Origin of the sequence: Mucilaginibacter sp. P19 (genome assembly GCF_050632265.1) — a bacterium.
In the GTDB taxonomy this organism is placed as follows: Bacteria; Bacteroidota; Bacteroidia; order Sphingobacteriales; family Sphingobacteriaceae; genus Mucilaginibacter; species Mucilaginibacter gossypii.
In genome coordinates this window covers 1,251,009-1,264,746 of record NZ_CP192586.1, presented here as the reverse complement: position 1 = coordinate 1,264,746, position 13,738 = coordinate 1,251,009, and the positions used below count along the sequence as shown (strand labels likewise).

The window sequence follows — 13,738 nt, the reverse complement described above, 5'->3', positions numbered from 1 at the left end:
TGTTAAATTTAATTACTTTTTTCCGTTCAGGGTGTCGGCTTTTAAACCATCGCCTTTTATCTCAGCCGTCTCCGCCTTATAACTTATGGTTTTACGAAGATCGGTAGCAGGTTGCAGCGAAGTAACAGGCAGCACCACCACAGTGTACATGAACCTGCTTTTATTTTCACCTAACTTAACTACATCAGCCCTTTTAAAACGCTTCCTGTAAACAGCCAGTCGACTCCCTCCATTGGCATCATTTTTTACAAATAAACCGGTGTTTTCATAATCGGCAACCCAATCTGTCCTTTGAGATGCCTGTACATCCATAGCAACATATACATCGGCATCAGCATTCAGAGTAAATGAACCAAAAGCCCCCTCTAAATCGCCCCCGGAAGGGGAGACTTTTAAAACCCTCCCTTCCGGGGAGGGTTGGAAGAGGCAACTTATCCAATCCGCACCATAAAATATTGGAGGCAGATCATTAAAAGTTACCCCGGCATCAGTATATTGTTTTTGGCCGATATCCATCCAGCTTTTTATTACCCATTTATTGTTGCCCTGTAATTGGTAGATTATTCCTTTGCTTCCTTGTTGTGGCTTTACCGTCTTATTTGAAGTACTGATGGCGATGGCGGATATGATCGCCTCGCCTGCTGCTGCGTTTGGAAAAGATATGCTTAGCATCCCGCCTGTAACATGCGCAGTGATACTTTTTTTAAGTGCCTTGTCATACCCACCTTCTTTCCAGATATCCAGATTACGGATCATGGTTTTGCCGTTCACAGCTATATCAAATAAACGCCAACCTGAACAATCCATCCCGCCGCCTGTGCCATACCAGGGTTCGGTAAAATATAGTTCGATATGATAATCACCGTCCGGCACCGGGAAGTTGAATTTCAATTTATTCAAACCATACCTGAATGTTTGGAACAAGGCATCATCAGCCGTATTACCAATTCTATCGAAAGTGCGTTGCTGACTGGCAAAAAACTGGGGCATACCCGGATAATCATCCGTCCATGATGTGGAGCCGGGTTGGTGTTTATTATCCTGGTGTTTGTCGGCCATCCAGGTATTGCCGTAGGTATCGTTGTAATCCGGTCCTCCGCAATTGAGGCGATACAAATAGTTATAACCTGCTTCGGGCTTCAGGATAGCGGGATCCTCTTTTGGCAAATGGGGTGCTTGTGGCAGATGGTTCAGCATGATCTCATCATGCGCTACCTGCTTACCATTAATATATCCCACAGCATACAGCACATTATATTTAATATCCGCGCCATCCCATTGAAAATGTGTGCCGATCCCCTGTCGTTTTCGTATGCCTAATGATTCATGGTTGAGATCATTAAAAAGCTCAACCTCATCGCAATTGGAGTAAACAATTATACTATCCTTTTTCCCCGGAGTAAGCCAGCGGTTGGGCCAGGTGTGCGATACAATGTAAACCATCGGCTCGCTACCTTTAGGCGCATAATTGGCCCTGTACATGTAAAACGCATCGGTTGGCTGCCCCCAAGGTGTAAACAAACCTTTATAGTTAACAGGGCCAACCCTATCCAGTTCCCGCTGCCCTTCGCCGCCTTGTGTGCGACCAGGGTTTTCATGCGAATAGAGCAGCCATTGAAAATGCCCCGCAACCTGATCTTTTACAGACTCGGCCAGGCGGACTTTGGTTTCCATCAATTGGGTCATGCGGTCTTCACTCAGCGGCCCATTTGCATTGAAAGGGCCTTCGGTATGTAAACCAAGGCTTCGCCATGCGCCGTACTCACCTACTAAAATTTGTTTTTTCAAGTCATCGCCGTAGGTGAGCGGATTACCTCCGTAAGTGCCTGTCCAGTTTTGGGGCACGTCCCAATCGGTGCCTTCTCCGCCGTTGCAGGTTGTTATTTTGCGTTGCGATGAGGCTGTGGGGTCAAGCTTACGGATGAGATCGCTGCATTCGCGGGCAAAATCAGTCGGTAACTTGCTTTCGTTCTGTAATCCCCATAATATCACCGAAGGACTGTTGCGCCGTTCCTTTACCCAATCAACCAGTAAAGCTTTGTAATTGGCCCTGAACTCCGGCGAATCATACCAGATATGTGCCGAATACTGTGGCCACCATAAAATGCCCAGCTTATCCCAATACTGCTGATAGGCGAGGTTATGAGGCTGATGAGCATCCCGAAAAGCATTAAAACCAGCTGCTTTTACCTGCATTACCCTGGCTTTGATTTCCTGCGCTTCAAAAGCCTGGCTTTTACCCATCAGGTGTTCGTACTCGGCAATGCCATTGATAAAAACAGGTTTGCCATTGAGATAAAAACGATTGTCGTTATTATTTCTGCCGATGGGCCAGCTAATCCACCGGATACCGTAAGAGGTTTGAGTTCTGTCAATCAATTTTCCATCGGCCCAAATTTCCGTTACTACATGATACAGGTAAGGTTTCTCTAATGTCCATAGTTGCACGTTTTTAACATCGGAAAATTGTTGACTTACCGTATTAACCTCACCGGCTTTTAATATTTTTTTGCTTTTGCTTGCGCGATAGTTTTGCCAGCGGCATCAACCAGGTTGTTTGTCACGGTTATTGCAGATGGCTTACCACTGTAGTTTTTAACTTCAGTTTCGAGATAAAGCGTAGCCGATTTTTCACGGACGGTGGTATCGTTCCAGATGTGTACGCCAAAAGGTTCCACCCTGACAGCATTGGTAACCATCAAATGCACCGGTCTGAAAATACCCATCGGCTGCGAACCTTCCGAAAAACCGGGGTCATCCGAACAGGCCCCACAAACCCATGGCAAATCTTTGATAAACGAAGGGTGATCAGCCTTAACGCATAACAGATTTTGTTTGCCTGCTTTGATAGCATCCGTTACATCAATGGTAAATGACGTGCGCCCGCCCGTATGATAGCCAACCTGTTTACCGTTGAGCCAGACTGTAGCATAAGAACTAACGCCCTCAAAACAAAGGAAATAACGTTTATCGTTTTGTTTACTTTCAAGCGGGAATATTTTGCGGTACCATGCGGTGCCATGCCTGTTGCCATGTTTCAGTCGGCGATAGCCACCGTAGGTATCCCAGTTATGAGGAACATTTACCGTTTCCCATTTAGCATCATTAAAACCGGTTTGCTCAAAACCGGCATTAGCTTTTGGGTTATTATCATCGGCAATGCTTTTCCAGTTGGTGTTTAGCGCGATATCCCTGCGGATATTTTGTTGGGCGATAACCTTCAGATTAACCAGACAAAGCAATAATAGAAAAGCGACCCGGCAGATCAGCCTATAATTTTGCGTATGATAGATTTTCGTCGCCGCCATCTTTTATAATTGTTTCAGATCGGCATTAAAGCGATAGTTTTTACCTTTTTGAGTTTCAATATTGATGATCTTTCCGGCGTAGTTTAACCGGCAAGTTTTACCCAGCTTGGAGATTACCTGCAGGCTTTTCAACCGACCATTTTGCCATTCAAAATCAAGTACAAAACCACCTCTTGCGCAAATACCTTTAATGCTGCCCTGCGGTAAGGCAGTTGGTAAAGCCGGGAGCAGTTCAATAACATCACCCTGACTTTGTAAAAGCATTTCGGCCAAACCTGCGGCGCCGCCAAAATTGCCATCAATCTGAAACGGTGGGTGCGCATCGAACAGGTTATGGTAAACGCCGCCTTTCTCCTTACCCGAGGTTACATCCGCGGGCGACAGTAGTTTAGTTAACATCAAATAAGCGTGATCTCCCTCGTGCATCCGCGCCCAGATGTTTACTTTCCAGGCGATACTCCAGCCAGTGCCTTCATCGCCACGGTATTTCATAGATTGTTCGGCGGCCTTTAACAGTTCGGGAGTTTTAAGCGAGATCTCAGTGCCGGGATAGACACCCCACATATGCGAAACATGCCGGTGGGTATCCGTGGTATCGTCCTTATCTTCAAGCCATTCCTGTAACTGGCCGTATCTGCCAATTTTATTCGGTGCTATCCGGCTGTATTTGAGTTTTAATGTATCGGCAAAAGCCTTATCGATATTCAACACTTTGGCAGCTTCCATGCAGTTTTTGAACAGGTCGCGGATGATCTGGTGATCCATCGTTGGCCCCGCAACCAAACCCCTATGCTCCGGCGAGTTAGATGGCGTGCTGATGAGATAGCCGGTTTTAGGATCTTTCACTAAAAAGTGGGCGAAAAACTCCGCGGCACCTTTCATTTCGGGATAAGCCCGCTTTTGCAAAAAATCCTGATCACCTGTGTATAAATAATGCTCCCATAACTGATGGCAAAGCCAGGCAGCGCCGCTAACCCAAATGCCATGATTGGATGCGTTAACAGGTGCAGTGCCGCGCCATAAATCCGTATTATGGTGCAATACCCAGCCCGGTGCACCATAGTGTTCAACCGCCGTTTCATGCCCGGTTTTGGAAAGGTCATCAACGATACTAAAAAACGGCTGACTGCAAGCCGATAAGTTAAGTCCTTCGGCAGGCCAATAATTCATTTCGAGGTTAATATTGGTGGTGAACTTACTACCCCATGGTGGTGTAAGCAGGTTATTCCACAAACCCTGCAAATTCGCCGGGCCACCGCCCGGTCGGGATGAGGAGATCAGTAAATACCTGCCATATTGCGCGTACAGACTAATAAACGAAGGATCGGGCGACTGGCTAAACTTCAGGATCCGCTCATCCGTCGGTAGTTCGGCGTTTTCTCCTTTACCTAAATCAATGGAAAAAGTATTGAAATACTGTTGATAATTCCTGATGTGAGCAGCTTTGATACTTGCATAACTCTTAGTGGCTATCGCTGTAATTTGTTTTCTGCAGATAGCCTCCGGGTTACCCGATACATCATGATAGTTTTTAAAATTGGTTGCCGCTGTAAGGTAAAATGTAGCCTCATTAGCTCCGGTAACCGATATATTTTTTGAATCGACTACAACCTTTCCACCTGCTGCCTGTATATGCAGATAGCTTACACCACGTAAAACGCCGTCTTTTACTTTTAAAGACAACGCAAGCGTGTGATCATCGATTTTACGGGTAATGTAGTTTTTATGCAGAGTGCTTAATAAAACCTTCAGTGTAACTTTGCCGGGTTTATCAGCAGTAAGATGTACGGCCATTACTTGATCAGGCGCACTACTGAAATATTCGCGGGTGTAGGTAACGCCATCGGCTTTGTAGCTTACATGAGCCGTGGCGTTTGTAAGGTCCATATCGCGTTTATAATCAGTTACATCCTGTTTGCGAAATTGCAGGTACAAATCAGCAAAGGGCTGGTAATCGGCATTGTAACGGGGGCAAGCCGGAGGGTTATCATCCTGCACCTGATACCGCCAGGCACCCGCAAGACTAACCATATTTTTCTCTTCCCCTTCAGGATAAACAGATAAAGTTTTAGCGTTGCTTGTAAGTCCACCTTTATCGTAAAAATTAACTACCTGTACAGCGATCCTGTTTTCGCCGATATGTACCTTATCAGAAGGGATAATGTATTTCCTGTAAGCGTTACCCGATGTTGTGCCGATGTAATTTCCGTTAAGCCAGGTCCGGTCTATATCACGTATCCTGCCTAAACTAATCAAGATATTTTTCCCTTTCCAACCGGAAGGAATATTAAAATGCTTAATAAACCAAACTGCTCCATCCAAACCTTCAAAACCGGGTGTTATTTCCCAGCCCTGTTCAATTGGCAAATTGATAGTTCTAAGGTTATTATCATGAAATAGCACGTCCTGCGGTAAATGGTATGAGCTCATCATATTGAACCATTTCGCCGAATCAACCGCATAAGTGGCTTCATTGCTCTTCATCCCCATAAAATGCTGCTGGGCCATGGCTTCTGCTTCGGCCTGCTTACCTTCGGCGAGGAGTTTGCGTATAGGCTCCAGATATTTCACGGCACCTTTACGGTTATAATCGCGGGGGCCGCCTGTCCATAGACTTTGTTCGTTGTATTGGATATGGTCTTCATTAACGCCGCCGTAAATCATCCCTCCTATCCTGCCGTTGCCAATGGGCAAGGCATCAGTCCATTTTTCGGCGGGTTGCTTATACCAAAGTTTCAGGGGCTGCTGGGCAAAAACCTGTACAACTCCAAACAATAAAATCGCAATACAAAAACCCTTCCTGCTATTCATAAATATCAGTTAAAAAGCCAGCGTAAATCCTTAATATTACCTTCGTTGCTCAAGCCGGCGTCATATACAGGTACATTTGCATCTGCATCAACAATACCTAAAATCAAGGCGACGCCTTTACCTAAAGTAAGCTTATTTGACCCCGCTTTGAAGGTATAGGTATGAATATTTACAGGCGGCAAGCCATCAATTTGAATGGCATTGGCAATCTTAATATCGGCCTGGCCAAAATCATTGGCGCTGGCATCCGTTTCCAATTGCGGCTCGGGCAGGTATTGAGGCATTTTGCTATTGAAAAAGCCAACCAGCACCTTTACCGGTCTATCATTTTTAAAACTGATTGTTGTACCGTTCTTCTGCTGATCTCCTTTAGATAGCTTTATCCCTTTTAAAGCCGCCAGTTCTTTTGCGATATTTTTGATGGCTGCTGCTGTATCGGAAAATACCACTTCGCCAGCTTTGACCTGATAACTGCTACTTCCACTATTTTCAAACCTCACAAGCGCATCTTTCAAAACTACAACCTCCTTTTGCTTTTGCTGTGTTTGAGGCGATTTCAGCGAATCAATATTGCGTTTAAAATTGTCCAGTTCCTTTTGGTAAACCGGCAAAAGCTCGGCCCAGGTTTTCATTTTGGCATCGTTACCTCCAACTGGAATTTTGCGTTGCTTGGTTTGCATGCTATTAGCATACAGGTAGGTATTTTCAGTCAGCTTTACCAGCTGTTTATAGTAATCCAGACTGGTTTGCAACTCGGGTAAAGCCTTTTCCAGATCGGCAACATTATCTGAATATTTATAGCGCAACACCCATAAAGCCGCTTTTGCCTTGTAAGCATAATTATTGGCCATTGCGTTATAGCAATACATATCATTTTTTAAGCGGGCAAACTCGACTTTATCTTTAGTTACTTGTGCAGATGCTTCTGTCGATAGCCTCAACAGCTTTTTCCCCTTGCACTATTACACTATCGATAACTTTAACCGGTGTTTCGCCAATATGTGATTGTTGTTTCCACTCCTTCTCGGCGTACTCGCTCATCATTTCACCAACCGGACCTTCGGAGTTATAGAGCAAAGAAAACAAACCGTACTTTTCAGGATTAACCAGCTGGCTCATCAGCATCCCCAAAGTCATGGTTTGGCGGTTACCATCGGTGATCCCGAAACGACGCAACAACTCGGGTGAGATATTGCCTGATTGTTCATAAGCTTTTAAGATGGCTTCGCCATGAGCCTGGTCGCATCCATATTTATCGGCCAGTTGTTTTGACCAATAGTTTATTTCGCTAGCCCTGTCCCTCTTGCTATCCCAGGCATAGCGCGACCATGCCTTGTACCAGATCCAATCCCTGTCCAACTGCAGCAGACGCTTACCATCAGTTTTATCTGCTGTATAAGGCCAATCCCAGTAGGATGCCTGCGGATACAGGTGCAGGGCATTTGCCCCATAAACGGTATGCATGGCCTGCACACATTTCTGAATAAAATCGGCCGATCCATAGCGGAAAGGCTCCAGGTTGGCAAGGATATGGACGTTTTCTATTTGTACGGTACCGATATTACTCAAAGTGCGATGAAGATCAGCCCAGGGACCATGTGGTTCATACGTAGTAAGTGCCTCACCATTGTATTTGGCCATGGTGTACAGGTTGTGATATAAAGGTTTGGCGTATTTCATCACCGCAGGTGCGTCGGTATCATGCGCACGGAGCACAATCGGCGGCTCATCTGTGCGCCCCAGGGCTTTTAATCCGTCTTTTACGCCCGGAATAATGGTTTGCGTAAACCAGTCGATATCATCCTGACCTACACCTTCCATGGCTTCGCCCAGCGTAATCAACAATCCAACATGAGGGTATTTTTCAACAAAAGCAGCTATTGATTTACGGGTATAATCGGCGATGACGGGTACAATGTGCCGGTTCCTATCCTGCGTTTTTAGGTTATTTTTTTCGGCGAAGGGCTTGGAGACGATGATATTGTAAAAACCCTGGATAAGCCAAATCCCACGCTTATCAGCCTCTTCGGCTAAAAAACTATAGATCTCTTCGTTTTTCTTAAAAGTAGCATCATCAACCTCAACAGCATAAGGATATTCTTTAACTCTTACCAGCGAAGCAAAAGGGTGCCCGTTCCACAAATACAGTGAGTTCATGCGGTTATGCGCCAGCGAATCCAGGTAACGGATCCATAAAACCTTATCATAAAACCATGGGAAATTTTGCGGCGTGTAAGAGTACTCATAAGTGCCGCGAGCGGGAAGTAACGCAGGCTTTTGCACACCGATGCAAGTCCCCCGCAAAACCATTTCGGGCTGATCATGCAGGTTTATATTTACAGGGAGTTTTTTATTTAAGTCGATCCTATCTGCCAGTTCAAGACAGCCATAAAGCGCACCGGAATTATCGGCACCTGCTATCAGCAATTTATTTTTAAGACCGTTATCACTGATGATAAAACCCTCTTTTCCAGGTTGATTATTTGGACTACCCGCCAATTTCTTAATCGAAGCATCGGTAAGCAGACCAACAATTATGGTGTTACCGGAAGGAAGCGCCCCTTTGTAGGGTCGTTCAGTAACCAAATAACCTGCGTTTTTTAAAGCAAACGTTAACTTTTGCACACCATAACTTATCCTTGCATGGTGCTTGGGTAAAGTAACAATGGTTATTTTTTTGATTGAACTTGTGCTTGTAAGGGAGAATGAAAACAAGAGATCAATATGAGCAACAGTAGCAGGCAACGATTAAACAGCTTCATTTTCATTGGTATTTAGACAGGCATACGCAGAGCCGGTTTTCAACGCTTGAAGCGAATTAGCTTCTGAAACCAGCTCTCGGGTTTTGAACTTAATTGGTTGTATAGTATTCAAAAATATCAGTACACTGCTGCAATTTCATCTGATATTTTCTCTATCTACTATACGATATTATCATCATTAAAGTCCGCAAGCTTATAAAAAGAGAGAAAATGAGTCAGGATTTACACCGGGAGTTTCACCAGCACATGTTTCAGTTGCGTACTCCGGGATATCATCTTTCCATCGGCATAAATGATAAAACCTTTGCCTTTGTGATATTTAGTGCCGTTTTTATCCCATACCACGCTGATAGTATGCCCGTGATAAAGCACGTTGTCTAACGCAAACCATTTCCATTGATTTTTAGGGATAAGCGGGAAGATTTCGAGTAGATTATCTTCACGAGGTTTCAGGCCAACGAGATCGCTGATGATCAAATCGCAAAAACCGGAGTGGTTGTAATAGCTGCTTCTTGGGTTATCCCCTTTAAGCCAGTAACCTGTTTTTTCGTCCTGGTACTCGCCAAGGTAAGGCTGTCCCCGTTTAATGTGCGAAAGGGCGTATTTATGCAGTTCATTATAAAAAATACCGGGTGTCATTGTCCCTTTGCTTTGATAGCCGGTAAGCAGGGTAGCCAATCCTTTCAATGTTTGCGTAGTGGCGAAAGGCCATACAGCGCCGTCCCACTCGCAGCCATGCCCGGTACCATGAGTACGGAATAGCGGATGCCTGCGCTCGGCAGTAGTAATTCCCCATGGGGCGTTAAAACCTTTGGTGTCGGTTAGCTGATCCCATTGTTTGGCATAAGCTGGTTTATCATCGGGTAGCTTAAAATACCAGGGGATAAAACCCAATTCTTCGCGGGCATTGGCAAAATGCCCGTCGGGTTTACGTACTTCAAAAAGGACGCGCTATCGTTCCACAAGCTGTCCTGCACCAGTTTTTTAAGGTCGATAGCTTTTTGAGTGTATTTTGTTTTCAGTGAATCATTGCCGGTTAGGGCCGCCATTTTTGATAACGCCACAGCATTGCCGTACATGTAACTGTTAATAGTAGGACGGATGTTTTTGACTTTACGGCCGCCGCTAATGCTTTCTTCCATCGCGTCGCGCACGTCAAACTGCCAGAATAACTTGGATGGCAGTTGTTTCTCCGTTTCCCAAACGTGATAATCAGTATTGAGTAAAGGCAAAGCCTGTTGAACAAATTTTTTATCAGGGTTTACGAGGTAGTAATTATAAACCGCATCATCAATCCAACTGCTGAATGCGTGCAAATGCGGTTTCTTTTGTTTGGGATCAACATAAAGCCAAAAATTGATGTACTGGTTGAGGTATTGCGGATCATGCAGCCAGCGCCCCTCATAAATTTGGTGACCAAGGGCACTGCTTGAACTATTATAAACGCCGGTAAAGCTAACCGGCGTTATAAATTCGGTGAAAATGAAGCCATCGGGTGTTTGTTTCAGGTGTTTCCTGAATGTCCACCAGCGGTAATAATAGATTTTTTGAATAGCCGAGTCCGGGCAATCAAATAAAGGTACATTTTTGGTCAGCCATTCGTAAGCATGGTCATTGGTGACGTAGTTCTTTACCGTTTCGGTATCGGTTTTATTAAAGCTGTTCACATAGGTTTTCAGTTTATCAAAACCCAACACATGCTTTTGTTGCGCAAAAGCACTTCCTATCACGCAAAAAAAGAACCCGGTAAAAAACGTCTTCTTTATCATCATTTAATTTTCTTCTGTAGAGACGCATAATTGCGTCTCCCGGAGGACGACCCGATTGCAAAAGCGTCTCCAACAAAGCCGCTTGTCCCGCGGGAGACGCAATTATGCGTCTCTACATTTATTTAAACAACTTCCTATACTTCCACAATTGCTTTTATAACACCTTTCGCCGGGTTAAGCCAACTTTCAAACTGATCTTTTACTTCATCAAAAGTTACCCGGTGGGTGATATAGGTCTGCGGGTTTACCAAACCATTTTTCATGGAACGGATTACGTGTTCAAAATCCTCGCGGGTGGCGTTGCGACTGCTCATCAAGGTGCTTTCACGTTTATGAAACTCGGGATGACTTACAATAAGTTCGTCTCGTTGTAAACCAACCAACACATACCTGCCGCCATGCGCCAGGTACAAAAACGCGCCGTTTATAGCCTTTTGATTGCCGGTAGCATCAATCACCACGGTAGGCATATCACCGTTGGTGATCTCTTTCAGGCGCTCACTCACATCTTCGTTTTTTACGTTGATGGTATAATCAACCTTCAAATTTTCTCTGCAAAAATTAAGACGCTGTTCGTTCACATCGGCAGCAATGACTTTTGCTCCGGCAATGCGGGCAAATTCCATAATACCTAAACCTATAGGGCCGGCGCCAATAACCAGTACAAATTCATCCGGTTTTACATCCGCCCGCCGCACCCCATGTGCACCTATGGCCAATGGTTCAACCAATGCCAGTTCATCAAAACTTAAGCCCTCGCCATGAACCAATAGGTGTGATGGGACCTGCAGGTATTCGGCCATACCGCCATCAGTATGTACACCGCAAACCTGGATATTTACACAACAGTTTGGTTTGCCCGAGCGACAAGCGATACAATGCCCGCAATTGAAATATGGGATAAAAGTAACAGCCTCACCTTTTTCAAAACCTTTGGCATCGCCGGCTTCAATCAGTTCGGCCGCAAGTTCGTGGCCTAAAATTCGTGGATAGCTAAAAAAGGGTTGAGTACCTTCAAAGGCATGCAGATCGGTACCGCAAATCCCTATTCGTTTTATTTTAAGCAGTGCATTACCCGGTTTTAATTGGGGTACATCAGCAGTGCCATAATCCAATTGACCGGGTGTTGTACAGGTTAGTATTTTCATTAGTGTTAAGTTAGTAGTACTAAGTCTGAACTCAAATTCAGGCTTTTCTCTTTTTTATGCTTAGAATCTGTTTAAAATGCAAAATATTCATTGCCGTTGGTTTTAACCAACAGTAAAAAAACTAAAATATTCTTGCTTTAGCCCAACTCTATAAGCGAATTTGGGCTGAAGCCCTCTTTTCGCGGCTCATTATTCCGTTGGTTAAAACCAACGGCAATGAAGTTTTATTTATGCTCATCTACCGGGTGTTCGTGTCTCCACGAACACGGAGAAATAAATATCAAATTAAAGTGAAACTCCTCTTTTCCATGGGATAAAATCATCCTGACCGTGGCGTACAGCGTGAACTTCAATTTCGCCGCTGGCTACTTTTACCACATAATCCAGGATGCGTTCGCCCGCCTGCTCAATGGTTCTCGTCACCTTCTACAATAGTACCGGTATTGATATCAATAATATCGCTCATTCGGTTAAATAATGCAGTATTAGTGGCGATTTTTACAACCGGAGCTATTGGATTGCCGGTTGGCGTACCCAAACCGGTAGTAAACAATACGATATTAGCGCCCGACCCAACCTCGGCCGTGGTCGATTCCACGTCGTTACCCGGGGTACACAACAGGTTTAGCCCCGGCTGTGTTACTTTTTCGGGATAATCCAATACATCAGCTACCGGTGATGTACCTCCTTTTTGGCTGCCCCGGCAGATTTGATGGCGTCAGTGATCAGGCCATCCTTAATATTACCCGGCGACGGGTTCATGTAAAAACCAGAACCGGCCTCTTCGGCCCGTTGGCTGTAGGTACGTACCAGATCGGCAAAGCGCTCGGCTTTAGTTTTCTCCAAACAACGATCAATCAGGTTTTGTTCAACCCCGCAAAGCTCAGGGAACTCGGCTAAAATAACCGAACCGCCCATGGCCACCAACAAATCAGAAGTATAACCAATAGCCGGGTTTGCCGAAATACCGGAGAAGCCATCCGACCCCCCGCACTCCAAACCGATGGTCAGTTTACTTAAAGGAGCCGGTTTACGGGTATATTGGTTAGCCTGCATCAAACCGGCAAGTGTTTGCCTGATAGCCAGCTCCATTAAATCGGCTTCTTTACCTGTTTTCTGCTGATCTAAAATGTAAAGTGGTTTGTTAAACTCCGGCGAGCGTTTATTGATCTCCTCCTGTAGTGTTTTTACTTCGGCATTCTGACAGCCAAGACTTAACACTGTTGCACCTGCAACGTTAGGGTGCGTAATATACCCGGCCAGCAAACCGCAAAGCGCAGTTGAATCCTGTCGGGTACCCCCGCAACCGCCTGTATGCGTTAGAAATTTAATCCCATCAACATTAGGGAAAACTTTATTACCGGCGTTTTGAGCGGTGTCGCTACCTATTTCGGTGTATAAAACCTCATCTATCTCGGCGCCTGCTTTGATCTTACCGATCAACTCCTGCGCTTTGATCTCATATGTTTTTTTGCGGCCATAACCCAAAGGTTTTACCAGGGCCTCCTGCAATACTTCAATGTTACGGTTTTCGCAAAAAACCATCGGTACAACCAGCCAATAATTCGCTGTGCCCACGCTGCCATCTCCGCGGTGATAGCCGTTGAATGTTTTGCCTTCCCATTTACTGATATCAGGCCTGTGCCAATCAGTATGGCTTTGGCCTGTTAAAAAGCTGTTTGCCGCATGTTTTGCATTGGCGGTACTAAGCAGCCCGCCTACCGGGATCAGGCTTTGCGCTTTGCCTACCAATACGCCATACATGATGATTTCGCCACCTTCGGGAATCTCGACCATAGCGAATTTATGCTTTGCCGGGATCAACTCTTTTACTATATAAGTTTCACCTTTGTAAGTAACCTGCTCGTTAGCCTGCAAATCGGTTAGTGCTACAAGCACATTATCGGCAGGGTGCACTTTTAATATATTCTGTTTCATCT

The 13,738-nt window shown here is 45.1% G+C and carries 7 protein-coding genes and 2 pseudogenes; all 9 read right to left on the bottom strand.

All coding sequences use genetic code 11. From position 1 onward, the window contains the following. Positions 1 to 12: 12 nt before the first annotated feature. The 9 genes and pseudogenes from ACQ86K_RS06055 to ACQ86K_RS06015 all read right to left on the bottom strand — a co-directional run bounded on the left by ACQ86K_RS06055 (position 13) and on the right by ACQ86K_RS06015 (position 13,736). Positions 13 to 2,505, bottom strand: coding sequence for a malectin domain-containing carbohydrate-binding protein (locus ACQ86K_RS06055; protein ID WP_431200800.1), 2,493 nt, complete (start codon positions 2,503 to 2,505; stop codon positions 13 to 15). Continuing rightward, on the bottom strand, positions 2,499 to 3,308 hold the full coding sequence (locus ACQ86K_RS06050; RefSeq protein ID WP_431199991.1) for a sugar-binding domain-containing protein: 810 nt from the start codon (positions 3,306 to 3,308) through the stop codon (positions 2,499 to 2,501). Before ACQ86K_RS06050 ends, ACQ86K_RS06055 begins: the two co-directional genes overlap by 7 nt. A gap of 3 nt (positions 3,309 to 3,311) precedes the next feature. Next, positions 3,312 to 6,119, bottom strand: a complete 2,808-nt coding sequence (locus tag ACQ86K_RS06045) for a glycoside hydrolase family 95 protein (RefSeq protein ID WP_091172343.1) — start codon at positions 6,117 to 6,119, stop codon at positions 3,312 to 3,314. Between the two features lie 5 nt (positions 6,120 to 6,124). Beyond that, positions 6,125 to 7,060, bottom strand: a complete 936-nt coding sequence (locus tag ACQ86K_RS06040; RefSeq protein WP_431199990.1) for a hypothetical protein — start codon at positions 7,058 to 7,060, stop codon at positions 6,125 to 6,127. Continuing rightward, entirely contained in the window at positions 7,023 to 8,864 is a 1,842-nt protein-coding gene (locus ACQ86K_RS06035; protein WP_431199989.1) for a hypothetical protein, read from the bottom strand. The genes ACQ86K_RS06040 and ACQ86K_RS06035 overlap by 38 nt, the downstream gene beginning before the upstream one ends. A gap of 239 nt (positions 8,865 to 9,103) precedes the next feature. Then, on the bottom strand, positions 9,104 to 9,358 hold the full coding sequence (locus ACQ86K_RS06030; protein WP_431200799.1) for a glycosyl hydrolase family 65 protein: 255 nt from the start codon (positions 9,356 to 9,358) through the stop codon (positions 9,104 to 9,106). 72 nt (positions 9,359 to 9,430) lie between these two features. Next, a pseudogene (locus ACQ86K_RS06025) lies at positions 9,431 to 10,650 on the bottom strand (MGH1-like glycoside hydrolase domain-containing protein); the annotation flags it as partial. A 134-nt stretch (positions 10,651 to 10,784) separates the two neighbouring features. Beyond that, entirely contained in the window at positions 10,785 to 11,798 is a 1,014-nt protein-coding gene (locus ACQ86K_RS06020; RefSeq protein ID WP_091172348.1) for a zinc-binding alcohol dehydrogenase family protein, read from the bottom strand. 285 nt (positions 11,799 to 12,083) lie between these two features. Further along, a pseudogene (locus ACQ86K_RS06015) lies at positions 12,084 to 13,736 on the bottom strand (UxaA family hydrolase). Positions 13,737 to 13,738 lie beyond the last annotated feature (2 nt).

Coding starts and splice junctions, on each gene's coding strand:
- ACQ86K_RS06050 (WP_431199991.1), bottom strand. CDS start 3,308: ATGGCGGCGACGAAAATCTATCATACGCAAAATTATAGGCTGATCTGC.
- ACQ86K_RS06045 (WP_091172343.1), bottom strand. CDS start 6,119: ATGAATAGCAGGAAGGGTTTTTGTATTGCGATTTTATTGTTTGGAGTT.
- ACQ86K_RS06020 (WP_091172348.1), bottom strand. CDS start 11,798: ATGAAAATACTAACCTGTACAACACCCGGTCAATTGGATTATGGCACT.